Source organism: Arsukibacterium tuosuense (assembly GCF_900215315.1).
Taxonomy (GTDB): domain Bacteria; phylum Pseudomonadota; class Gammaproteobacteria; order Enterobacterales; family Alteromonadaceae; genus Alishewanella; species Alishewanella tuosuense.
Map to the genome: position 1 here is coordinate 418003 of NZ_OBEB01000003.1, position 22799 is coordinate 440801.

The following is a 22799-nucleotide window of genomic DNA, read 5'->3' on the forward strand; positions in this document are numbered from 1 at the left end:
CCCCAAAGGGTTTTTCTTGACTGGAAAAATTTAATTAGCATACTTTCTATAAAAATAACTGTAATACAGCGCCATAGAGACTCTAGCACCAACGATTGTAAGGCAGCTGCCAATAATTCCTAACGCCGGAACAATAACTAATGCAATAAAAAAGAACAGCACCGAGACATAGAGTGCTCCATTTCGCACAATCCGATCTTGTCCAAGCAACATCAACGAATTAGTTCCAAAAGCACTAATTGCAAACAAAGCAACTATACCTGGTGCCAAATAGCGAATATAAGTTGCCACTATCAGGTTATCTGCTGAAAAAAGAAGCATTGCAACAATTTCAGATGACAGCATACATAGCAGCGTCAGCACTAATCCGCTGCACAGCATTAGTTTGTTAAATCTAGGTATGGCTGCTGTTTTACGTGCAAGATAGGGCAAAAATGTTGCCGATAAAATATTGCCTAGTACAGAGAACACTTCTATTACCCGGGTAGCCGCCACGTAGATACCCACTACTGCGGGATTAGTAAACAAACCAAGCATAAAAATTGAAGAGTTATTATAAAGTGACGGTGCTAACTGAGAAATAAACGCATCTGAACCTGTGCGTAATGTAGCGCAGATTTCTGATGATTTTGGTCTGCTATAAGTGATATTAAAACGTTTAAATATCAGTCGAAGCGCGATAAGCAAAGCAATAAACGAGCAGCTAAAATTAATTAGAGGCACCAAAACATACTGTTGCTCATTTTTTACAAAAAATAAAATTCCGCAGACGGCAACGATCTTACTTACCACATTAACCATGGCCATATATTTCATTTCGGCCATTCCCTGAAAAAACCAAACCGGAAACAAGGCTTGGCTGACAATAAACATGAACGAAAAAGTGTACAGCCAGAATTCAAGGTTAAAACGTTCAACAGAAATAGTAAGAACGCTAAGTATAAATAAGGCGAGTATCGCGAACGAAACACTAATAGTTAAGACAACACTGACAATTTGCGACAGCCGATGATGGTCGTCTCTTGCCCGGGCCAGCTCTCTTACTGCAGTGACATTAAAACCGTATTGAATAAAGGCACTTGAATAGGTCGCTAATGATAAAGCAAACGCCAACATACCGTACTTTTCGAGTCCTAAAACCCGCACCAGATAAGGTAGAGTTATAAGCGGAAGAAGCATCTCAAGGCCACGTAAAGATGAAAGTGACATAAAGTTTGACAACAAACGCCTGCTCTCTGAACCAGACATAAGCTTACGCCAGTTCATCTTCACGCTGATATCTTATCCAGTTTTGCAAAACTTTCAGCGTTACGTAAAAACCACTGCACCGTTTTTCTTAAACCACTTTCAAAGGTTTCTGCTGGCTTCCAACCCAATTCACGCTCGATTTTGCTGGCGTCTATGGCGTAGCGCAGGTCGTGGCCAGGCCGGTCGGTAACGTAAGTGATTAGGTCTTTATAATGCAGCACGCAAGCAGGTTTTTCTGGAGCCAGCTCTTCCAGTAAAGCACATAAGGTATGCACCACTTCAATATTCTGCTTTTCATTATGGCCGCCAATATTGTAAGTTTCGCCTACCTTGCCTTCCGTAACCACTTTATACAAGGCTCGGGCGTGGTCTTCTACATACAGCCAGTCGCGAATTTGGTTGCCTTTGCCGTATACCGGCAACGGCTTTCCCGCCAGGGCATTTAAGATCATTAACGGAATTAGCTTTTCCGGAAAATGATAAGGGCCATAATTATTGGAACAATTGGTTACCAGCACCGGCAGGCCATATGTACGGTGCCAGGCGCGCACTAAATGGTCTGAACTGGCCTTGCTGGCTGAATAAGGGCTGCTGGGGGCATAAGGTGTGGTTTCGGTAAATAAGTCGTCGCTGCCGTGTAAGTCACCAAACACTTCATCAGTAGAGATGTGATGAAACCGAAAGGCGGTTTTGCGTGTTGCATCCAGGTTGTTCCAGTATTGGCGGGCGACTTCCAGCAGGGTGTAAGTACCGACTATATTGGTTTCGATAAACGCCGCCGGGCCATCAATGGAACGGTCGACATGGCTTTCAGCTGCCAGGTGCATTACCGCATCGGGCTGGTGCTGTTTGAACACACGCTCAAGTTCACTGCGGTTGCAGATATCGACCTGCTCAAAACGGTAGCGTGTATCTTCCGCGACGTTGGCAACTGAATGCAGATTACCCGCATAGGTTAGCTTGTCGACGTTAATAACACTTGCCGCGGTGTTGCTGATAATATGCCGCACTACTGCAGAACCGATAAAGCCGGCCCCACCTGTAATAAGTATTTTCATGCTTCTTTACTTAACACTAAACGGATCAACACAATACCCACACCCAGAATGCCGGTTAATAAAGCGGCCCCAATTACCATAATCGCCCGGGCTGGTTTGAGCTTTAATTCTGGTACCACTGCCGGGTCGATCGTCTCAAACACGTACTCAGGTTTGACATTGGTCAGCATCAGGGTTTTGGTTTGCTCTTCAATTAATTGATAAAGCACTGAGCGAATTTCACTGATTTTGGTTTGTTCAATTTGCTGCTCCAGATAAGCAATGCTCAGCTCGGCTTCATGAATATCGGCCTGGCGCATTTCATCATTGATATCGGCCACCAGTGCCGTTACCCAAGCGCGGGCGATAACCGGCGATACATGATCAAATGAAATTTTAATGACCCCCCGCTCTTTTTCGTCACTAACAGTAAGGTTGTCTAGAAACGTTTCGTGAGATTCCAATAAGCTGGGCTTTGGTTGCCGTGGGTGCTTAACATTGCGCAGCCACTGATCTGTTTTTTCGTCATATATGTCGTCATCCAGTATTAACTGACCAGTATCCGGGTCCCAGGATTTTGCTGCCATTAATGGCACTAAAACATGATGTTTCTCGGCAAAGTTAAAGAAAAACTCCCGCGACCTCAGTTTCTCCAGCGCAATAGAGGTTTTATTGCTTTCTTTACCACCCAGGTTAATACCAGCTAATGAAGCAATACCACCAAACTGGCCTGCCAGACTGGACAAATTACCTCCTGCACCCTCTGTTACCGGGGTAACCAATGCTTCTGAGCGGTAGATATTGGGTAATGTAAGGCTATAAAATGCCATGATAACCGCTACCAGAAACGACACCCCTGCTAACCAGAACTTAGCCCGCCATACTGCCTGAAATAACTCGGATAAACCGATTTCGTCAGTGTTGCCAGCTGTGTTTGGTGCGGCCTTTACTATGTCAGTCGTCATTGTTATTCCCAAAATTAGAAGCTGTTGAGCGCCGCTAAGGCGATGGCAGACTGATAGAAAATTTGGGTAATCTGGCCCCATAGCGTCAGGTTGTCTTTATATTCAGTATCCAGCGGCACGACTATCGTATCGCCTGGCAATAAATCGGCTTTATTACGGCTGAACCAGCCACCTGAACCAGGTAACGCCACCGAACCATCGGCTCTTACAATATATACCCGCTCGTCATCCGCACGTTTACGAAAGCCACCGGCCAGGGTCAGGTAATCACTTACTGCTAACGCACCATCAAACCGGTGACTGCCTGCATACTGAACTTCGCCTACTATGGTTATTGCCCGGTTGTAACGGGGTACATGCAGGGTGTCTTTATCTTCTACCACCATGTCAAATAATGGGTTTTGGGCAACAATTTGTTCCAGGTTTATTACCAGGCGCCCAACCGGTTCAATTTTACCCAGTTCTCTGAGTAATAATAATGAATCTTGCGGGGTTGCCTGCGCGCGCTCTGTCGATAAAGCCCGGGTAGCAACGTCAGATTTTAACTGCTCCAGCAGCTTTTCCATTTGCTCGGCTTCTTTCTTCTGAATTTGCTCGCGGGTAAATATTGCACCAAAAGCAAAAGCATTTTCAGTTAAGCCACCAGCACGCTGAATAACATCAGATAACCGTTCGCCCTGCCGCACTTTATAGGTACCCGGAAAGCGAACCTCACCGGCTAAAGTCACTTCACGATTGGTTTTCCACTCCGGGGTGGCAAAAATATTTAAACGATCGCGGCTTTGTAACGCCACATCCTCGGCATTACCGGCATAAACCGCCGCTAAATCGATGGCTTTATGGTTAATCGTCACACCATTTAACTGGGTGTTGGTGTCGGACGTGCGGCTTAGTTCGGCACGGTTAAAATAAGCAGAATCGTTCAGACCACCAGCGGCTGCTACTAAATCAGTAACCCGACTGTTAACAGCTAACGGATAATCTCCGGGTACCTTAACGTCTCCACCGACAGTAACAATTTTTAAATTGTCGTTAGCTCTGGCTTGCTGCTTCAGCTTTTGCATAATTGGATACAGCAATTCCTGCCTGTTTAAATGGACAGTTAACTGCAAAGCGTCATTTTCGGTGTAAAGTCGCTCAAGGATGTCTGCTAAGGTTTTCTGAAGTAACTCCTGTTGCTCCTGCTCTGTCATAAATAGCAGGGGCTCCTGGTCTTGCTGTTGAGCTGGCATTTCTTCTGTCTTTGGTTCCTGCATAACAACAAAAGCGGCACTGGCTAAATCCCCCATAAGCCAGCGTTGCTCAGGTGGTAATTCGATCTTTTCCAGAATGGTATCGCGTATATGCTGGTTCAATTTTTCACGCTGATACACTTGGTCTGCATGGTGAAAAACCACAATGTTATCGCGCGGGTTTAACAGAATATTATGCAAGCCTGCGGGGTTATCCAGAGCTTCTGCCAGGTTAAACTGGATAACTTCAATGTCGCCGGCACTGTTAACCTGACGGACAATAATGGCGTAATGCAAGTCGGCACTCAGCAGTAAATCTGACCAGAGTGAACGGATAATATCAGTAACTTTATAGCCGTCGCGCCAGGCATAAAAACCAGGCCGTGATACTGCGCCGGCCAATACCAACTGGTTTTCAACCCGCTCAGAGCTGGCTGCAACCCGCAGCACGTCACCCGCTTTTACAGCAATAGCATTGTCGGTAGATGTGGTCAGATCAACATTTCTGAAGTCGCGCAGGCGTTGGTCATTATAACGCTCCAGCACTGCCGCATTAATATAGCCATTGGCTTTGGCTCCACCCGCCATAGCCAGAAGACTACTTAAGGTATCAGTTGGTTTTACTTCATAAATTGCCGGCCGTTTTACTTCGCCACGCACTTCCGCCAGCGCTTTTACCGGCGCAACAAATAGCACATCACCATGTTTAAGATTAATGTCGTTACGGCTATCGCCGCGTAGCAATAATTCGTATAAATCAAAACGGGCGACTGTTTCACCAGCGCGCTTTACTTCAATCTCGCGCAGACTGCCAATATCTGATACCCCACCGGCGACAAATAATGCCTGAGTAACGGTAGTTAATGCCGATACGGCATAAACACCAGGATATTTGGCCTCACCAGCGACAAAGATATTGATAGTTCTCAGTTGCCCCATACTAACGGCAGCATTTAAGCCAATATTGGCGCTGCGGATCCGTTCGACAATAAGCTCGCTGGCTTTATTAAAGCGCAGGCCGGCGACATTAAGCGGGCCAATATCGGGCAGCATAATGTTGCCGTCGCGGGCAACGTCCAGGGTGTAACTGTCGCTTTGCTTACCGAACAACTGAAGTAACAACTGATCGCCAGCGCCTAATACGTAACCATCAGGAACAGGTTGATTACCGACCGGCGCAAAGGTACTAATTTCAGCATCAAATAATTTCAGACCGAAGCGCTCAGCTTCTTTGCTCTCTTCTTTGCGTAGAGGCTGCTGTTCGAGCATTCTGTCACGTTGCTGCAATCTTTCAACTTCTTGCGGTTGTTCAGTGGTGTTGGTTCCTGTGTTAGCAGCAGGCAGCTGATACCCATATTGGCGGGCTAACCGCTGTTGCTCAGCAGGTGACAGCTTTTTAAATTGCTCCAGCATGGCGGGTGACGGGGCTGTCGGCGATGCAGCTTCAACACCAATAGCAAAAAACAAGAAAGTGATAGCTAGGATAAATTGCGTTAATTTCTGCACCCGTGAACTCCAATTGTGGCTGAAGGTTATAAGCAACCAGCAGTCTTTGTTAGTTGTTGTTACACCAATAATAATAATGCGCGAAAAATACTGGCGGCAACTGTGTCTAGTAATTTCAACCCTATAAAGCGGGTGGATTCTAGCAGAAAGCTTGAATAAATGTCAGCAGCATGAAGCTTTTCTTTGCGATTCGCAGTGCTCCTTTGCCAATGTTGGAGCAGCAACGAAGTTTAACAACGTTATCTGTGGAGCAACGAATTATTCACTCAGACCCCTTTTACTGAATAATTTATTCACTCAGACCCATTTTCTCGATACACCTTGCCAAACTATGTTGCCACGCTGGCAGACTGAGACCAAATTGTTGTTGCAGCCTGGCACTGCTCAATGCACTGTACGCAGGTCGTTGTGCCCGGGTTGGCCATTGCTGGCTGGAAACCGCGGCAATAGTAACGTGCCGGCCGCTAAGCCGCAGTATTTCCAGAGCAAACTGGTACCAGCTGGCTTGACCGCTGCCGGCACAGTGCATTAACTGTGTACTGGCAAAACGCTTGGCAAAATTATCTGCAGTAACTAATTTCAGACAACAGGCGGCAAGCTCCCGAGCATAGGTAGGACTACCGGTTTGATCATTAACAACCCGTAACGCTTCACCCTGCTGAATTTTATTCCAGATACTGCGGGCAAAGTTGTGGCCAAACTCACTGTATAACCAACTGGTTCGGATAATTAAACCTGCCGGGGCAATATCCAGCATCGCCTGTTCGCCGGCCAGTTTACTTTTACCATACTGATTTAGCGGTGCCGGTCTGTCTGTCTCAGTATAAGGCCGCTGGTTCAAGCCGTTAAAAACGTAGTCTGTACTGAAGTGAAGTAATGCCGCACCACTGGCTTTGGCGTATTGGCTAAGTTCTGCTGTTAATTGCTGATTCAGCCGCCACGCCAATGCGATGTGCTGCTCGGCATTATCTACGGCAGTATAAGCACAAGCGTTAATGATGATAGCCGGAGAATGTTTTTGCAGGCAGCTTTTCAGCGCAGTTCTGTCAGTCAGATCCAGCGCCTGACGTGGTATGAAATCAAATAAACTACGAATAGTTGCTGGCAACAGGCCAACTTCTGCCAGTAATGCCTGGCCCAATTGGCCTGATGCCCCCAGAATCAGGATCCGGCTAGTCATACTGACTATCAGTAAAGTTAAAATGAACGGGGACATCGTTCAGCAACGGTTGCTGCTGGTCTTTTGCAGATAGTCGAAGCTGCTCAACTGGCAATAGCCAGTCGATTGCCAACGTTGGATCGGCATAATGTAGGCCGCAGTCGTCTGCCGGACTGTAATAGTTATCCACTTTATATTGCAGCAATGCCTGAGGGGTCAGGGTCAGATAACCATGAGCAAAGCCCCGTGGAATAAATAACTGCTGCGGTTTGTTGGCAGATAGTTCTGTAGCCAGATGTTGACCAAAAGTCGGGCTGCCATGGCGAATGTCGACAATAATATCCAACACAGTACCCTGCACGACCCTTAGCAACTTACTTTGTGCATAAGGTGGCTTTTGGTAATGCAGGCCCCGCAACACGCCAAATTGCGAGAACGCCTCGTTGTCCTGAGTAAAACGCACGCTGTGGCCAACTGCATCATCCAGCAGCTGCTGCCGGTAAGTTTCTGCAAAATAACCACGCGCATCGCGATGGTGTTTTTGTTCCAGCAATAGAGCACCTGTTAACGCTAGTTTGCTAATCTTCATTGGCGGTAAATTCTTGTTTCCGGCTAATTTGCTAATCGCAAGAGATACTGATTTCATATTACCAAACTAAAAAGGGTCAGAGTGATTTTAAAAATGACTCTGACCCTTTTTATTGCTTTGAGGGTAAATTCCACTATATTTAATACAATTTAAATTAACATTTAATTAATATGACTCGCAGGAAGCGATATCTTATAGCAAATATGCCGTACCACGTGGTGCAGCGCGGCCACAACCGAAGCAATTGCTTTTATGATGACACGGATAAGGCATGCTATTTATCAATATTGGAACGTTACCTGACTGTGTATCAGGTACAGCTTCACGCCTTTGTTCTGATGAGTAATCATGTTCATCTGCTACTGACCGCTGGCAAAGAAGGTGTCATTTCGCATTTAATGCAGAATCTTGGCCGTGATTATGTTCACTATTTTAATAAACGTTATCATAGAGTTGGCACGTTGTGGGATGGGCGCTTTAAAGACAGCCTGGTTGAAACGGATCAGTATTTCCTCGCCTGTCAGCGTTATATCGAGCTAAACCCGGTTCGGGCAATGTTGGTACCCCACCCTGCTGATTATCATTGGTCCAGTTATCACGCCAATGCCAGAGGCATACCCATTAAAGTTATCAGCCCGCATCATGTTTACCTGAATTTGGCTGATACACCTGCAGAGCGTTTAGAAAACTACCAGGCACTATTTGAGCAGCGCTTTCCAGAACGTGACTTAAAACAAATCCGGGATGCTATTAAGCATAACTACCCAGTGGCGACCGAAAGTTTTGTGCAACACATAACTAACAAGTACAACATTAGCTTTGGGCGGCGCAACAAAGGCAGACCAGAAAAAGGGTCAGAGTGAATAAATTATTCACTCTGACCCTTTTTATTTGTTAATTAGAGCCTTAGGTCTGCTTCACCAGTTGGTAGCAGGTATTTCAGGTCGTAGATGATATGCTCGGGCTTGGCCAGGGCTTTGATGCCGCTGGCGCCCATGTCGCGGAATTGCTTGTGTGCTACCGCTAAAATAATAGCGTCATAGCTGCCGCTGGCCGGCTTGGTAATGGGGGTGATCCCGTATTCGTGCCCGGCTTCTTTGCCGTCAACCCAGGGGTCGTACACATCGGCGGTAACGCCGTATTCTTTCAATTCGTTAACGATATCGATGACTTTGGTATTGCGGATATCGGGGCAGTTTTCTTTAAAGGTCAGGCCCATCAGCAGCACTTTAGCACCGGCAACATGGATCCGTTTTTTAACCATGGCTTTAACCAGTTCGCTAACCACGTAGCGGCCCATGCTGTCGTTAATGCGCCGGCCGGCCAGAATCACTTCCGGATGGTAACCAATTGATTGCGCTTTATGCGTTAAATAGTATGGGTCGACGCCGATACAATGGCCACCAACTAAACCTGGCCGGAATGGCAGGAAGTTCCACTTGGTGCCTGCCGCCAGTAATACTTCTTCGGTATCAATGCCCAGTTTATTAAAAATAACCGCCAGCTCGTTAATAAGCGCGATATTTAAGTCGCGCTGGGTGTTTTCGATTACTTTTGCTGCCTCGGCTACCCGAATGCTGCTGGCCTGATAGGTGCCGGCCGTAATAATGCTGGCATAAAGGGCATCAACGGTGGCAGCGATGGCCGGGGTTGACCCGGATGTGACTTTTTTAATGGTGGTGACCCGGTGCTCTTTATCGCCCGGGTTAATTCGCTCGGGGCTGTAGCCGGCATAAAAATCGATGTTGTATTTAAGGCCGCTTACCCGCTCAATTACCGGTATGCAGTCTTCTTCGGTAGCACCAGGATAGACGGTTGATTCGTAAATAACGATATCACCCTGGCTAATCACTTTGCCCAGGGTTTCGGATGCTTTAATTAACGGCGTTAAATCGGGCCGACGATGCTCGTCTATCGGTGTAGGCACAGTAACGATATAAATATTAGCACTTTTTAAGTCATCTAACTGATGGCTGAAGTGCAGTTTAGCGGCGCTGGCCAACTCTTCGCTGCTGACTTCCAAAGTGTGGTCTGTGCCATTTTTCAGTTCAGTTACCCGGGCCTGATTAATATCAAAGCCTAATGTCTGATAATGCTTACCAAATTCCACGGCCAGTGGCAGGCCAACATAGCCCAGGCCAATAATGGCCAGTTTTGCATCTGTTAAAGCTGTCATATCTTTCCTTTTGCCATTATTTCGCTGGCTGGGCAATATACCAGGGCATCGCTACCGCAATACCTTCGTTAATAGTGTGGCTGGGCAAATAGCCCAGCATAAGCCGTGCTTTGCTAACGTCTGCCTGGGAATGGCGCACATCACCGGGCCTGAAGTCAGCATATTCCGGCGTATGCGAGTAAGCAATACCATTACCCGCCAGTGCGCTTTGAATAGCACAGTACAACTGGTTAAGCGTGGTTCTGTCGCCCACTGCCACATTAAATACTTCACTTTGTTCTATATCGGCTAATGCTGCGCGCAGATTTGCCTGGACCGCATTGTCAACAAAACAGAAATCACGACTGGTTTCGCCATCACCGTTTATTACCACTTTGTCGCCGGCGATCATCGCGGCAGTCCATTTCGGGATCACCGCGGCATAGGCGCCGTTAGGGTCTTGCCGTGGGCCAAATACGTTAAAATAGCGCAGGCCAATACTGTGAAAGCCATAACTGCGGCTGAATACGTCAGCATATAGCTCGTTAACATACTTAGTAATGGCATAGGGCGATAACGGCTTGCCTATATTGGCCTCTACTTTGGGTAGCGCCGGATGGTCACCATAGGTTGAGCTGGACGCGGCATATACGAAGCGTTTAACCCCGGCGTCGCGGGCAGCTACCAGCATATTGAGAAAACCACTGATATTAACTTCGTTGGTGGTAACCGGGTCGGCCAGTGAACGTGGTACTGACCCCAGCGCAGCCTGATGCAGCACATAATCGCTGCCGGCAACCGCTTGCTTACAGTGTTCAGGGTTACGGATATCACCTTCAATAAAGGTGAAACGTCGCCACTGCTCAGGGCTCACCAAACCTTGCACTTCATCTAAATTACGTTGGTGGCCAGTGGCAAAGTTGTCCAGACCAGTAACCTGTTGGTCCGCAGCCAGTAATGCCTGTAGCAAATTAGAACCGATAAAACCGGCGCAACCGGTAATCAGCCATCGCTTTGGCATATTACCACTGGCTGAACTGCCGATAATCTGACTAAAATCCATTTTTTCTCCATCTCTGTAGCTAAGTGGCCGACATATGACAAAAGAAGATCATAACACGTCCAATAAGTTTAATTAAACACTGGTAGCGCCAACTCCAACAAGCACTAACTTATTGTCTGTTGCTTGATAGCAGTCACAATCCGCTGGCAGGCCTTACCATCACCATAGGGGTTATGGGCAAAGCTCATGCTCTGGTAGTATTCTCTGTCGGTTAACAGCCGGCTTACCTGCTCAACAATTTTCTGCCGATCAGTACCCACCAGTTTAACGGTACCGGCACTGACCGCTTCAGGCCGCTCTGTGGTGTCACGCATTACCAGCACCGGCTTACCCAGTGACGGCGCCTCTTCCTGAATACCGCCGGAGTCGGTCAATACGATGGTGGCGTTACTCATCAGGTACACAAAAGGCAGATAATCTTGTGGCGGAATTAAATGCACGTTTGTGACATCGCTCAGCAAACGATAGACCGGTTCCCGCACATTAGGATTTAAATGCACCGGATAAACAATATCGCAATCAGGAAAGGCTTTGGCCACATCAGCCAGCGCAGCACAAATTTGCTCAAAGCCGTCGCCAAAGCTTTCCCGGCGATGGCCGGTAACCAGAATTAAGCGCCGGCCATGCTGACCATAGGGAAACTGTTTAGCGAATGCGCTGTTAAGCTTATCGTCCTGGCCAATTTTATTCACTACCTGCAACAACGCATCAATAACCGTATTGCCGGTCACTACAATAGCGCTGGCGGCGACATTTTCTGCCAGCAAATTAGCAGCAGAGGTGTCGGTAGGGGCGAAGTGTAACCGGGTAATGGCGCCGGTCAGCTTGCGGTTTGCTTCTTCCGGCCACGGGCTGTAGATATTGCCGGTGCGCAGCCCGGCTTCGACATGACCCACCGCAATTTTTTCGTAGTAACAGGCCAGCGCCGCCGCAAAGGTAGTGCTGGTATCACCATGCACCAGCACAATATCGGGCTGAAAATCGCGCAGTACCGGTTTAATTTTTAATAAAATATTGGTGGTGACATCATATAAATCCTGGCCGGATTTCATAATGGCCAGATCATACTCTGGCTCAATCGCAAACAGGCTTAGTACCTGATCCAGCATTTCCCGGTGCTGACCGGTTACACACACCCGGCTGTCAATCTCACTGTCATCTTTTAACAGGTTAACCAAGGGTGCCATTTTTATGGCTTCGGGGCGGGTTCCGAATACGCTGAGAACTTTTATCATAATAATCCTTTATATCCATTTAAATCACTCTGACCCCTTTTTAAGCTGTTGGTGCAGAAAAAGGGGTCAGAGTGATTTTATTTATTGGAATTCGTCGAGATAGTCCAGCAGCTCGTCGTCCAGCTCTTCTTCCTCGGGCTGCGGCGGATTACCGTCGTATATTTTAAATTCCTGCCGCTGATAATATGACTCTTTGACAAAGGCGTAAGGGTCGAGTGAGTCTTCCAGCATTTGCTCCAGATTCATCAGTTGCTCACGGCTGTCCAGGGCGTCGATAGCAAAGCGGGTAATGGTCAATGGGGTATTTAATAAACCAAGCGGAAAGTATAAACCATCGACAATACCACCGGCAGTTCCGCGTACTGTGGTAGGGCCTCTGGCGGGGATCATCAAGAAAGCACCATCACCTACCCCCCAAACCGCCAACGTTTGATTGAAGTCTTCATCAGCTTCTGCCAGGCCAATTTTTGCCGCCACATCGAACAATCCTAAAATACCCACGGTAGAGTTAACCAGAAAACGGCCGGCACTTATTGCTGCCCGATCGGGTTTACCCTGTAATAAGCCGTTTAGAAAACTGGCAGGTTCATTCAGGTTTTCCACCACATTAATTAAGCCTTTGCGGACAGGCTTGGGCACCACCGTCATATAACCGACGGTAGCAGGCCGTAGCAGGTATTTATCCAGCACGTCGTAGTTGAAGTCCCATAATGGCCGGTTAATACTTTCAAGTGGATCCCGTGGGTCAGCGTAAGCGGGCGCTTCAGTTTCGGCTGCTGCAGCTGCTGCAACATATTCATTATCGTCAGTTGATTGCTCAGCCGAACTGGCTTGCTGCGCTGAGTTTGATTGCGCTATTTGGGCTGTTTGCGAGGTCTGAGGCTGCGGCTTACTGGCACAACCGGCTAACACCAGGGTTAAAGTAAGAAGCACTGCTACACGAAGCTTAAGGGTGATAACTAGCATGTCAGGGTTCCAGAGTCAGCGTGACGCTGATTTTTGCATCGTTAAAAGTAAGGACATCAGATTCAACCTGCAGATCGCCGGCCATTTGCTCAACCGTACCGGCCTGCGACATCCGCGCGACCACCACAACCTGATCAGCCTGGCTCAGGCTCCAGTCTGGCTGCATTGCCATTTTTTCATCCAGCAGCAATTCTACTTCACCACTTGGTAGTGGAATTCGCTGCACTGCCAGTGGTAAATTAGGACCGCCTACGGCCCGTGCGAATAAAAATAAACTGGCGTCGGGGTTTGCTGCAGCCAGCTGTGGCGCCACAGTTAAGCGCACCCGGATTTGCCGGCCAATGCTGTCGTCGCTGTCTACCCCCAGCTCGCTAAGTTTACTCAGTACCAGCGGGTAGCGTGGATCGGCTGGTTCCAGTTGCTCGGCCAGTAAACTCCAAGCTTTAATTGCTTCGTCGGTGTCGCCTTTCTCATGGGCAATTAACGCCATTAGCGACATCGCATCCAGATTGTCAGGCTCAGTTAACAAGATTCGGGCCACCGCGCGCCCCGCTCTGGCCAGATTTTCATCGCCGCCGACCACGATGAGCGCCTGAGAGAAATTAAGCAGTAACGGGATCCGGTTCGGGCTCAGCGCCAGTGATTTTTCAAAAGCGTCAATAGCATCTTCCATCAGGCCCTGCGACATCCAGATCCGGCCAAGCAGCATCCAGGCCACAGCATCGTCGCCTTCTTCGGCCAGCTTGGTTCGTAGTGCCAGGGCAAACAAACGGGTCTCATGCTCTGACAACGGTTCGCCCTGCCCCAGTAACGAGCGTTCACCATAGCTGGCTAATTCAGCCCGGGCTTGCTGCCAGTCAGCTAACTCAGTGTAGTGGCCATTAAAACGGTAAATGACGGCAACGGCGACCAGCACAAATAGTACTAACGCCAGGTGCCAGCCAAACTGCCGCTTTGGCTGACTGTAATTCATTGTTTGTTGCTGGTTAAACTGCTGTTTTAATTCTGCTGCAGCACTGACAAAATCCTGCTCTGCCAGTTCACCACTGTCCCGCGCTAACGCCAACAGTTGCAAACGCTCTTCAAATAATTGCAGTGGCGTCTGGTTATTGGCAGCACTGGCTTTTCGGGGCCAACTGATAATAATGGCGCTTAGGGCCAGCATGATCAGCGCAGCAAACAGCAACGGCCATAACATCATTTTTTACTCCGGTATTGTTCAATCAGTTTATCCAGTTCAGCGTCCAGCGCTGCTGATGGCTGTTCTTCAGAAAGCCCGGATAGCTGTTCAGTTGATTGCTCTGCCGCCTGCTGCCGGCGCCGCTTTAACTGCAACGCGAATAACCCCAGCAGCATTAGCAACGGGGCCAGCCAAAGTAACAAGGTGTAACGGTTCAGTGGTGGCTGATAGTGCACAAAATTACCGTAGCGGTTAATCATGTAATCGAGCACGTCGCTGCGGCTGCTGCCCTGCATAATCATGTCATAGGTTTTCTGGCGCATATCCACCGACACCACCGCGTTGGAATCGGCAATATTCTGGTTCTGGCATTGCGGGCAACGTAGTTCAGCGGTCAGTTGCTGGTATAACTGGCGCTGCGCTTCATTGTCAAAGCGGAGTGCTTCTTCCGTGGCCTGCACTGGCAGGCTTAGCATGAGCAGAGCGAACAAGCCGCTGATAATTTTCATGGTTGGGCTCCGTCCTGCTGGCGCCATTGCTGATACAGCGGCGCCAGTTTACTGCGCCATACCTGCGGATTAATATCACCAATATGGTGAGCCCGCACTATGCCAGTGCTGTCAATAATAAAGGTTTCCGGCGCACCGCTCACCCCTAAATCCAGTGCCAGACTGCGATCAAAGTCCAGAATGTTAAACTGATAGGGATTACCACGTTGTTGCAATTTGTTACTGACATCGGCCTGTAACTCAGCTAAATCGAAGCGCTCGCCCAATACCGGATCAGTAGGCAGTACATAGTACAAACCAATAATTTTAACGCCCTGCTGCCGCAGCTCTGTCATATAACTCAGCTCAGCATTACAGGTTGGACACCAGGTCCCCCAGACATTCAGCAAAAAAGTTTCGCCGTGCAACTGCTGCGGCTGCCAGCGCTTTGCCGGGTTCATTAAATCAGGCAAATCAAAGGCCGGCAGCGGTTTGTCGGTGGTGACCGACTCCCGCTCCATCGGGTTCGAAAACAGGCCGCTGAGTAAAAACAGCGCCAGCGCCAGAAACAACGCCAGTGGCATATAAAACATCAGCTTACGCATTTGCTGTCTCCGCCGGTTTTGCTGCAGAGGCAGCGGGCCCACTGCGCCGGTAGCGCTTATCGAGCAGGGCTACCAGGGCGCCCAGCGCCATTAGTAACCCACCGAGCCAAATCCAGCGCACAAAGGGCTTAACATACAGCCGCAGCGCCCAGGCATTGTCTGGTAAGGCTTCACCCAGCGATACATATAAGTCGCGGCTTAACCTGGCATGCACTGCGGATTCTGTCATCACCGTGCGCTGAATGGTGTAAAAGCGCTTTTCTGCATGCAGCTGGCTGACAAATTCGCCGTTTTTATCATGAACGGCTATCTCTGCCGCTTCGCCGCCGTAATTTGCCCCTTCTAACGGATACACTTCCAGCAGGGTAAACTGATAACCGGCCAGACTGATGCTGTCATTGACCTGCATCCGGACATCAAGCTCTACGCTGTAGGTTTTGGTCATGGCAACCCCAACCACTAACACCGCAAAACCAATATGAGCAATGGTCATACCGTAGTGGCTGGCATGTAATTTAAAGGCACCTTTGCTGACCGAACCAAACTGGCTCATCCGCTGGTAAAGCTCGTACAGCGCCGACACCCCAACCCAGGCACCTAACAATAAGCCCATCAGGGCTAAATTTGCCTGGACGCTCTGCATTGCCGAAAGCGTGCCCAGTGCCAGTACCAGGCTGGCTATCGCAATTAAACTTAACGGCCCCAACAGCGGCTTAACCGGTTGTTGCTTCCAGCGCACCCATGGGCCCAGCCCCAACAGCAAGGCAAACGGAATGGTCAGGTAGTAAAACATCTGATTGAAAAACGGCTCGCCAATTGAGATGGTGCCCAGCCCCAGTTCTTTGTGAAATAACGGAAACAAAGTGCCTAAGAACACCACCAGCGTGGCGGTGAGTAAAAACACATTATTACCCCACAACATAACTTCGCGGGAAAACAACTGATAGCGGGCCTGGCTGCGCACCGAATTCATCCGGCTGGCATACAGCGCCAGTGAGCTGCCGATAACCAGCAACAGGAATACCAGTAAAAAGATGCCACGATCCGGATCGGCGGCAAAAGAATGCACTGACACTAACACGCCGGATCGCACTAAAAATGCCCCGACCAGACTTAACGAAAACGCGGACAGTGCCAGTAATACCGTCCAGGACTTAAAAGTACCGCGCTTTTCCGTTACCGCCAGGCTATGCAATAAGGCAGTGCCCACTAACCAGGGCAGGAATGAGGCATTTTCTACCGGGTCCCAGAACCACCAGCCGCCCCAGCCCAGCTCATGGTAGGCCCACCAGCTGCCAAACATAATACCCAGGGTTAAAAACAACCAGGCTGCCAGGGTCCAGGGCCGGGCCCAACGTGCCCAGGTGCTGTCAAATTTACCACCAATTAAGGCGGCAATAGCAAACGCAAACGATACGGCGAAACCAACATAGCCCATATACAACAGAGGCGGATGGATGATCATGCCAAAATCCTGCAGCAGCGGATTCAGGTCCATACCCTCTACCGGATAAAATGGCAGACTGCGGGCAAAAGGGTTTGACATAAATAATGAAAACGCAATAAAGCCGATGTTTATCAGCCCCAGCACCCCAAGAATGCGGCCCTGCATCAGCAGCGGCAGTCCTTTGGAAAAAATGGCGACCAGTGCCGTCCAGCCGGCCAGCATTAAAATCCACAGCAGCATCGAGCCTTCGTGCGAGCCAAAGCTGGCGGTGATTTGATAATACCAAGGCAAAATAGAGCTGGAGTTAGTTGCGACATTTATCACGGTAAAGTCGCTGTTTAAAAAAGCATGCACCAGTGCCAGCTTGGCCAGCAAACAGAAAATAAACAGGCCTATGGCCAAAGGCTTAGCTTGCAACAGCGCCCGCTGGTTGCCACTAAAGCTACCGTACAGTGGCACTGCTGCCAGCAAAAAAGACAACGCCAGGGCAAAGGTCAGTGCCAGCTGGCCATATTCAGCTATCATCGCCCCGCCCCTTAATAAGTTGGTTTATCTGCTGGTTTGCTGTAATTACCATTGGAGCTGGGCTCGCTGGCAGGGAAATCAGCCTGTGACGGCGGCACATGTCGGATGCCTTTCATGGCCTCTGCGACTTCTGGTGGCATATATTCTTCATCATGTTTAGCAAGCACTTCACTGGCCTGGATCACGTCGGGTGCCAGTAAGGTGCCCTGGGCAACGATGCCCTGACCTTCCCGGAACAGGTCAGGTAAAATACCGTCGTACTCTACCCAGACCGTTGGCCCGGTATCCACCAGCTGAAACCGCACCTTTAAACTTTGCGCATCACGGCTTACCGTGCCAGGGACCACCATGCCGCCAATTCGCAGGCGCTGGCCTACCACCGGCTTTACCTTGTCTTTACCCAGGCCTTCTACTAACTGGGTCGGGGTGTAAAATAAATCAATATTCTGCTGCAACGCGTACAACATGGAACCAATCGCGCCGGCGATCAGACTGATGATCAGTAATATCGAAAACAAGCGTTTTTTACGTCTTGGTTGCATTAGACTTGTTGCTCCTGATACTGCTTAACTCGTTGTTCGCGGGCAATCGTTGCTTTGAGTTGCTGTTTAAACTGCTTTTGCTGATACACACTAGCGGCAATTAGCCCCACCAGTAACAGATAGGTAATGCCAAAAGATAACCAGACAAAAAAGCCGTAGCCGCCCATGGCCAGAAACTCACCGAAAGACTGAAAATGCATTATTGGCCTCCTACCAGCTTTCTGACCCAGGGCCGGTGCTGTTCGTTCACTAAAATGGCGGTACGTAGCCTTAAACAGGTTAACGCCATTAATAACACGGCAAAAGCCAGGATACTGATTAACAGCGGCCACAGCATACTCGGATCAATCGATGGCCTGGCAAATTTAGTAATACTGGCGCCCTGATGCAGCGTATTCCACCATTCTACTGAAAAATGAATAATAGGTAAGTTAATCACCCCGATTAATGCCAGTAAACTGGACACTTTAGCGCCAACCTGGCGGTCGCTGAAGGCGCCGTTTAACGCAATAACACCTAAGTACAAAAATAACAGAATAAGTTCCGAGGTTAAGCGGGCATCCCATACCCACCAGGCCCCCCACATCGGTTTACCCCAGGCCATACCAGTTATCAGGGCGATAGCGGTATAAGTTGCACCAATAGGCGCAATGGCCAGTACGGCCCAGTGGGCGACTTTAATTTGCCAGATCAGCGCAACAAAAGCGGCGCTGGCCATGGCGGCGTACGCGCCCATTGACATAATGGCCGATGGCACATGAATATGAATTATCCGGTAGCTGTCGCCCTGCTGATAATCGGCCGGGGTAAACGCCAGCCCCCAGATGTTGCCCAGCAGCAGTAGTGCCAGGGCACTCACCATCAGGTAAGGTAACAGTTTGCCGCAGAAATGATAAAGCGTTTCACTTTTAGCGTACGGATCTAACCACTTAAACATATCAACTCACATTAATTCGCAAGGCACTGGTCACAGCCATCGGCACCAGCGCTAACGCCAATAATAACATGGCCAGCAAAATGGCCAACTGTCCCTGATAGCCCAGCCCCATGCTGGCGGCCTCTATCGCACTGCTGGCAAAAATTAAAAGCGGAATATACAGCGGCAATATCAGCAGCGCCAGCAAAATACCACCTTTATCGGCCGCCATGGTAAGCGCCGAGCCCATTACACTTAACAGGCTGAGCAACGGGGTGCCCAGCAACAAAGTCAATGCCATGGCACCAAGGGCTGCCTGCTCCAGCCCGAGCAGTAAGGCAACAACCGGAGACAGCAGTAGCAATGGCAAGCCGGTGCTTAACCAGTTGGCAAAGGTTTTCGCCAGCACAAATGCCAGCAGACTTTGCCGACCAGCGACTAACTGCTCAATAACCCCGTTGCGATAATCGTCTTTAAACAAGCGCTCGGAGGCCAGCAACACGCTGAGTAATGCGGCTATCCAGATTACTCCCGGAGCAATAATACGTAACATATTGGGCTCTGGCCCAACGCCGAGCGGAAACAGGCTGAGCACGATAATAAAAAACAGCAGAGGATTAAGCCAGTCTGCCTTTTGCCGGGCCAGTAAACGCAATTCGCGCTGTAAAAAAATTGAACTTACCATCGGTAGGCCAGCTCTAACTGCACCAAAGAATGAAATTGTAAAGTAAGGCTTTGATGGGTGGTAAGAATAATAGCGCCGCCTTTATTCAGATGATCCAGCATATGCTGTTGCAACAAACCGATTGCACTTTGATCCAGTGCGGTAAAAGGCTCGTCCAGGATCCAGATTGTGGCAGACGTTAACCATAGCCTGGCCAGTGACACCCGGCGCTGCTGCCCGGCAGACAACATCCGGCATGGCACGTCTTCCAGGCCGGCCAAACCCAGGTGCGCCAGCAAGGCCCAGTCATCAGCAGAATTCAGACCTGAGGCCGCGCGCCAGAAATGTAAATTTTCCAGTGCAGTTAATTGCTCATGTACGCCGCTTTGGTGGCCGATATAACACAAGTTGCCACAATAAGCTGGCATGCATTGCGCCAATGGCTTAGCCTGATAATACAGCTGGCCGTCGTCAGGCTGGGCTAAACCCGCTAAAATACGCAACAGCGAACTTTTACCGGCACCATTTTTGCCTTGTATTTGCAGTAACTGACCAGCACTGAGTTGCAAGGATAATCGGGAAAACAATACCCGGTCTTGCCGGATACAGCTTAAATCGTCGCCCTGCAAGATGGGCGAAACGAACCCGGCAGAACTTGCTGAGATAGCTGTGGCTGATGGCTGCGTTATGTTCACTGGCCTCGGTATCGACTGCTGCTAAAATTGCGCGCATAGTAGCATACCGTGACCGGAATACGAATCAGATCCACGCCGGGCATCGTGATTAATCAGGGGAAATATGAACCAGATCAATCTGGATAAATTACTGCAAAGCCCACTGGCAACCAGTGGGCAGCAAGCCGGAGTAAAAGGTGGTGAGCTGAAGCTGTTAGCCGGTGAGCTATACACGGCCCGGTTGCAGATGTTATCTGGCAGCAGCCAGCTACAACTGCAAACCCCGCAAGGCCCGCTGGTTATCAGCCTGCCAGCGCAATTGAGCCGCCAGCTTAGTCAGCAATTTGGCCCACAGTTACAGATTAAGTTAAACCCGGCAGCAAATAACCAGCTTAGCCTGACCCTGCAGACGATGCCGGCGGCAACCAGTAGCATTAACCTCAGCCCGGCCCAGCTGCAGCCTGTTATCAGCCAATGGCTGAACCAGCAGCTACCCGCCATGACTAGCCAGGCGATTAACACCACTGCGAGTAAGCAAGCCACAACTAACAACCTGACCGTGCCACTGCAACTTGACCTTAAAACCGGCCAATTGCAGCTGGCTGGCGCAACTGCCGGCAGCCAGGTATTACTTAACTTATCGCCAAAGGAAGTTGCGGCTTTTAGCAAGCTCCTTCAGCCCGGCCAGCAGCAAACGGTACCCTCCCAACAGGCCAGCCAGCCGGCGCAAAATAGCGGCAGAGCCCAGCCAGTATTGCTCAATATAACCTTCAGCCAGACTAAGGCACCGGCTCAGCTCCAGCTTTCATTACCACAGGTATTACAACCTGCTAGCGCTAGTGCACCGGTGCTACCTTTATCTGTAGCTGGTCAGCAACAGCTGCTGCAGGCCCTGATCAGCCAGTTAGCGCCGATCAAGCACACCGTATCGGCAGATGCCGGAAAAATCAGTCTTGGTCAGCTCAGCATTAGTATTCCACCGCAACTTGCTTCTATGCTAGCTAGCTTAAAAAGCAACAACACCGCCGGCAACGCTGCTAACGCTTCGACAAATCCTGGTAGCCCTGCTATCCCCCTGTTGCTGCAATTACAGCCGCCGCCAGCAAAGAACGGCCAGTGGCAGCTATTGATCCAACCGGCAGGCTATAGCCAGCAACTCACCGTGAGTCCACAACAGGCGGATAGAGCGGTAAACTTGCAAGCACCGCCAGCAAAAGCGGAGGTGGCACCAGGCGCGGCAAAAAATATGCAGACAAGTGGCAGTGGCAGTCAACAGCTGATGCAGCTGTCCCCGGATGTCAAAGCGCAGGCCTGGCGTAACTTATTACCGTTGTTGTCCCAACCGATAATGCAACCGAACAGTATGCCAAACCTGCCAGCACCGTTACAGCAGCTATTCAGCCAGATCCAGCAAAGCCTGCCGGAAATAAGTAAGCCGCTGGCACCACCCGCTGTCGCAGCTCAGCTCGCCGCCCTGCTGCAGTTTCAACCGTTGCAAAGCCAGCCTAATCTACAGACTACCGGCGGCACCCTGGCGCTGGCAATTCAACTGTTACTGGGGCATTTAAGCCAGAAGCAGCTTACGCCTGCCAACAACACCCCGGCAAACCGGTTAAGCCAGCTGGTAGCGCAGCTGGATAGCGGCCAGGCCGCTACAGCACTGCGGCAACTGGCCAGTTTAAGCAGCCCATTACAGCAAAGCCAGCTAGCTAGCGTTGATGCGCAAAGCCAGCTGCAGCAGTGGTTGTTGCAGCTGCCACTACAGCAACAAGGGCAGACCATTATGCCGCAACTGCTGATAGAGCAGCGCGAAGCAGAGGGTAAAAATGGTGGTAATGGTCAGAAACAATGGCAACTGACGATGAAATTTGATTTACAGCAGTACGGCAACCTGCTGGCGGTAGCCAAATTGCAGGAGCAGGACTTACAACTGCAGTTTTATACCGACCACAACGAAGCGCTGCGTCTGGCCCAGAAGTTTCTGCCACTGCTAAAAGATCGCATTGCTGCTCAGGGCTTAACAGTCAGTCAGGCTGATTGTCAGCTGGGCAAAATACCCGACAGCCTGATCCCTCGCCACAATAGCCTGCTGACGGTAAGAGTATGAATAAAAACGACACAACAAACAGTGACACCACAGAAAGCCCAAAGCAAAAAAGTGCCACGGCCTTAAAATACGATGGTAAATCAGCACCGACTATTATCGCCAAGGGGCATGGCGAACTGGCTGAGGACATTATTGCCCTGGCCAGAGAGCACGGCATTCTTATTCACCAGGACGAAGAACTAAACCGGCTGCTAAGCCAGTTGCAGCTGGGCGATAATATTCCGAAAGAGTTATACATCGTGATTGCCGAGCTGATTGCATTTTCCTATGTGCTACAGGGAAAATTCCCTGAGCAATGGCAAAATATCCACCAGAGAATTGACTTAAAAACCTAAAAGGGGTCTGAGTGAATAAAAAATTAGATAAAAAGGGTCTGAGTGAATAATTAATTTACTCTGACCCTGAGGGATCCCCACAAAATCTTGTTCTCATATAATGCTGTAACTCGTGGTGTCGAGTAAATGAATGCAATGCTTCAGCGTGTCTCGCCACTGTT

Annotated in this window: 22 protein-coding genes; 3 read left to right on the forward strand and 19 right to left on the reverse strand. The window is 49.5% G+C overall.

The window, feature by feature from the left end:
- Positions 1-30: 30 nt before the first annotated feature.
- From CRO03_RS08780 to rfbC, 6 genes are all read right to left on the reverse strand, one after another.
- Positions 31-1248 (reverse strand): oligosaccharide flippase family protein, encoded by a 1218-nt coding sequence (locus tag CRO03_RS08780; RefSeq protein WP_170948975.1) that lies wholly within the window; start codon positions 1246-1248, stop codon positions 31-33.
- Positions 1249-1268: 20 nt separating this feature from the next.
- Positions 1269-2306 (reverse strand): dTDP-glucose 4,6-dehydratase, encoded by a 1038-nt coding sequence (gene rfbB / locus CRO03_RS08785; RefSeq protein ID WP_097111239.1) that lies wholly within the window; start codon positions 2304-2306, stop codon positions 1269-1271.
- A complete protein-coding gene (locus tag CRO03_RS08790) occupies positions 2303-3250 on the reverse strand; it encodes a Wzz/FepE/Etk N-terminal domain-containing protein (protein ID WP_097111240.1) in 948 nt (315 codons plus the stop codon). Before CRO03_RS08790 ends, rfbB begins: the two co-directional genes overlap by 4 nt.
- Before the next feature lie 14 nt (positions 3251-3264).
- Positions 3265-5988 (reverse strand): SLBB domain-containing protein, encoded by a 2724-nt coding sequence (locus CRO03_RS08795; protein ID WP_245861553.1) that lies wholly within the window; start codon positions 5986-5988, stop codon positions 3265-3267.
- Positions 5989-6277: 289 nt separating this feature from the next.
- Entirely contained in the window at positions 6278-7168 is an 891-nt protein-coding gene (rfbD, locus tag CRO03_RS08805; RefSeq protein WP_170948976.1) for a dTDP-4-dehydrorhamnose reductase, read from the reverse strand.
- The gene (rfbC, locus tag CRO03_RS08810; RefSeq protein ID WP_097111244.1) at positions 7161-7736 is read right to left on the reverse strand and encodes a dTDP-4-dehydrorhamnose 3,5-epimerase; all 576 of its coding nucleotides are present in this window, start codon (positions 7734-7736) and stop codon (positions 7161-7163) included. The genes rfbD and rfbC overlap by 8 nt, the downstream gene beginning before the upstream one ends.
- Positions 7737-7939: 203 nt before the next feature.
- On the opposite strand from rfbC, the gene CRO03_RS08815 reads away from it, so the two are divergent.
- On the forward strand, positions 7940-8599 hold the full coding sequence (locus CRO03_RS08815; RefSeq protein ID WP_170948977.1) for a transposase: 660 nt from the start codon (positions 7940-7942) through the stop codon (positions 8597-8599).
- Between the two features lie 35 nt (positions 8600-8634).
- Here the strand turns inward: CRO03_RS08815 and tviB are convergent, their stop codons facing one another.
- The 13 genes from tviB to ccmA form a co-directional block, all read right to left on the reverse strand.
- Positions 8635-9912 carry a Vi polysaccharide biosynthesis UDP-N-acetylglucosamine C-6 dehydrogenase TviB gene (gene tviB, locus CRO03_RS08820; RefSeq protein WP_097111246.1) on the reverse strand — a complete coding sequence of 426 codons (1278 nt, stop codon included), beginning with the start codon at positions 9910-9912 and terminating at the stop codon, positions 8635-8637.
- Positions 9913-9928: 16 nt separating this feature from the next.
- Complete coding sequence (locus CRO03_RS08825) at positions 9929-10954, reverse strand: SDR family oxidoreductase (RefSeq protein ID WP_097111247.1); 1026 nt, start codon at positions 10952-10954, stop codon at positions 9929-9931.
- Between the two features lie 104 nt (positions 10955-11058).
- On the reverse strand, positions 11059-12189 hold the full coding sequence (wecB, locus tag CRO03_RS08830; RefSeq protein ID WP_097111248.1) for a non-hydrolyzing UDP-N-acetylglucosamine 2-epimerase: 1131 nt from the start codon (positions 12187-12189) through the stop codon (positions 11059-11061).
- 81 nt (positions 12190-12270) lie between these two features.
- Positions 12271-13155 carry an MlaA family lipoprotein gene (locus CRO03_RS08835; RefSeq protein WP_097111249.1) on the reverse strand — a complete coding sequence of 295 codons (885 nt, stop codon included), beginning with the start codon at positions 13153-13155 and terminating at the stop codon, positions 12271-12273.
- Between the two features lies 1 nt (position 13156).
- Positions 13157-14356, reverse strand: a complete 1200-nt coding sequence (ccmI, locus tag CRO03_RS08840) for a c-type cytochrome biogenesis protein CcmI (protein ID WP_170948978.1) — start codon at positions 14354-14356, stop codon at positions 13157-13159.
- The gene (locus tag CRO03_RS08845) at positions 14353-14844 is read right to left on the reverse strand and encodes a cytochrome c-type biogenesis protein (protein ID WP_170948979.1); all 492 of its coding nucleotides are present in this window, start codon (positions 14842-14844) and stop codon (positions 14353-14355) included. Before CRO03_RS08845 ends, ccmI begins: the two co-directional genes overlap by 4 nt.
- Positions 14841-15428: a redoxin family protein gene (locus CRO03_RS08850; RefSeq protein WP_097111250.1), complete on the reverse strand. Its 588-nt coding sequence runs from the start codon at positions 15426-15428 to the stop codon at positions 14841-14843. The genes CRO03_RS08845 and CRO03_RS08850 overlap by 4 nt, the downstream gene beginning before the upstream one ends.
- A complete protein-coding gene (locus CRO03_RS08855; RefSeq protein WP_097111251.1) occupies positions 15421-17400 on the reverse strand; it encodes a heme lyase CcmF/NrfE family subunit in 1980 nt (659 codons plus the stop codon). Before CRO03_RS08855 ends, CRO03_RS08850 begins: the two co-directional genes overlap by 8 nt.
- A gap of 11 nt (positions 17401-17411) precedes the next feature.
- Positions 17412-17942, reverse strand: coding sequence for a cytochrome c maturation protein CcmE (ccmE, locus tag CRO03_RS08860; protein WP_097111252.1), 531 nt, complete (start codon positions 17940-17942; stop codon positions 17412-17414).
- Positions 17942-18142, reverse strand: coding sequence for a heme exporter protein CcmD (gene ccmD / locus CRO03_RS08865; protein ID WP_097111253.1), 201 nt, complete (start codon positions 18140-18142; stop codon positions 17942-17944). The genes ccmE and ccmD overlap by 1 nt, the downstream gene beginning before the upstream one ends.
- Positions 18142-18879 carry a heme ABC transporter permease gene (locus CRO03_RS08870; protein WP_097111254.1) on the reverse strand — a complete coding sequence of 246 codons (738 nt, stop codon included), beginning with the start codon at positions 18877-18879 and terminating at the stop codon, positions 18142-18144. The genes ccmD and CRO03_RS08870 overlap by 1 nt, the downstream gene beginning before the upstream one ends.
- A gap of 1 nt (position 18880) precedes the next feature.
- Complete coding sequence (ccmB, locus tag CRO03_RS08875; protein WP_097111255.1) at positions 18881-19543, reverse strand: heme exporter protein CcmB; 663 nt, start codon at positions 19541-19543, stop codon at positions 18881-18883.
- A complete protein-coding gene (ccmA, locus tag CRO03_RS08880) occupies positions 19537-20217 on the reverse strand; it encodes a cytochrome c biogenesis heme-transporting ATPase CcmA (RefSeq protein WP_212682390.1) in 681 nt (226 codons plus the stop codon). The genes ccmB and ccmA overlap by 7 nt, the downstream gene beginning before the upstream one ends.
- 103 nt (positions 20218-20320) lie before the next feature.
- Here ccmA and fliK point away from each other — a divergent pair, with 103 nt between their 5' ends.
- Both fliK and CRO03_RS08890 read left to right on the forward strand, forming a co-directional pair.
- The gene (fliK, locus tag CRO03_RS08885; RefSeq protein WP_097111256.1) at positions 20321-22303 is read left to right on the forward strand and encodes a flagellar hook-length control protein FliK; all 1983 of its coding nucleotides are present in this window, start codon (positions 20321-20323) and stop codon (positions 22301-22303) included.
- Entirely contained in the window at positions 22300-22638 is a 339-nt protein-coding gene (locus CRO03_RS08890; protein WP_097111257.1) for an EscU/YscU/HrcU family type III secretion system export apparatus switch protein, read from the forward strand. Before fliK ends, CRO03_RS08890 begins: the two co-directional genes overlap by 4 nt.
- Positions 22639-22799 lie beyond the last annotated feature (161 nt).

Bases quoted from the DNA above. Each gene is read 5' to 3' on its own strand.
- ccmE (WP_097111252.1), bottom strand. From the start codon at position 17,942: ATGCAACCAAGACGTAAAAAACGCTTGTTTTCGATATTACTGATCATC.
- CRO03_RS08835 (WP_097111249.1), bottom strand. From the start codon at position 13,155: ATGCTAGTTATCACCCTTAAGCTTCGTGTAGCAGTGCTTCTTACTTTA.
- CRO03_RS08870 (WP_097111254.1), bottom strand. From the start codon at position 18,879: ATGTTTAAGTGGTTAGATCCGTACGCTAAAAGTGAAACGCTTTATCAT.
- rfbC (WP_097111244.1), bottom strand. From the start codon at position 7,736: ATGAAGATTAGCAAACTAGCGTTAACAGGTGCTCTATTGCTGGAACAA.
- CRO03_RS08815 (WP_170948977.1), top strand. From the start codon at position 7,940: ATGCCGTACCACGTGGTGCAGCGCGGCCACAACCGAAGCAATTGCTTT.
- CRO03_RS08890 (WP_097111257.1), top strand. From the start codon at position 22,300: ATGAATAAAAACGACACAACAAACAGTGACACCACAGAAAGCCCAAAG.
- CRO03_RS08825 (WP_097111247.1), bottom strand. From the start codon at position 10,954: ATGGATTTTAGTCAGATTATCGGCAGTTCAGCCAGTGGTAATATGCCA.
- ccmI (WP_170948978.1), bottom strand. From the start codon at position 14,356: ATGATGTTATGGCCGTTGCTGTTTGCTGCGCTGATCATGCTGGCCCTA.
- CRO03_RS08850 (WP_097111250.1), bottom strand. From the start codon at position 15,428: ATGCGTAAGCTGATGTTTTATATGCCACTGGCGTTGTTTCTGGCGCTG.
- rfbB (WP_097111239.1), bottom strand. From the start codon at position 2,306: ATGAAAATACTTATTACAGGTGGGGCCGGCTTTATCGGTTCTGCAGTA.
- CRO03_RS08790 (WP_097111240.1), bottom strand. From the start codon at position 3,250: ATGACGACTGACATAGTAAAGGCCGCACCAAACACAGCTGGCAACACT.
- wecB (WP_097111248.1), bottom strand. From the start codon at position 12,189: ATGATAAAAGTTCTCAGCGTATTCGGAACCCGCCCCGAAGCCATAAAA.
- tviB (WP_097111246.1), bottom strand. From the start codon at position 9,912: ATGACAGCTTTAACAGATGCAAAACTGGCCATTATTGGCCTGGGCTAT.
- CRO03_RS08845 (WP_170948979.1), bottom strand. From the start codon at position 14,844: ATGAAAATTATCAGCGGCTTGTTCGCTCTGCTCATGCTAAGCCTGCCA.
- CRO03_RS08855 (WP_097111251.1), bottom strand. From the start codon at position 17,400: ATGATAGCTGAATATGGCCAGCTGGCACTGACCTTTGCCCTGGCGTTG.
- CRO03_RS08780 (WP_170948975.1), bottom strand. From the start codon at position 1,248: ATGTCTGGTTCAGAGAGCAGGCGTTTGTTGTCAAACTTTATGTCACTT.
- ccmD (WP_097111253.1), bottom strand. From the start codon at position 18,142: ATGCATTTTCAGTCTTTCGGTGAGTTTCTGGCCATGGGCGGCTACGGC.
- rfbD (WP_170948976.1), bottom strand. From the start codon at position 7,168: ATGACTAGCCGGATCCTGATTCTGGGGGCATCAGGCCAATTGGGCCAG.
- fliK (WP_097111256.1), top strand. From the start codon at position 20,321: ATGAACCAGATCAATCTGGATAAATTACTGCAAAGCCCACTGGCAACC.
- ccmB (WP_097111255.1), bottom strand. From the start codon at position 19,543: ATGGTAAGTTCAATTTTTTTACAGCGCGAATTGCGTTTACTGGCCCGG.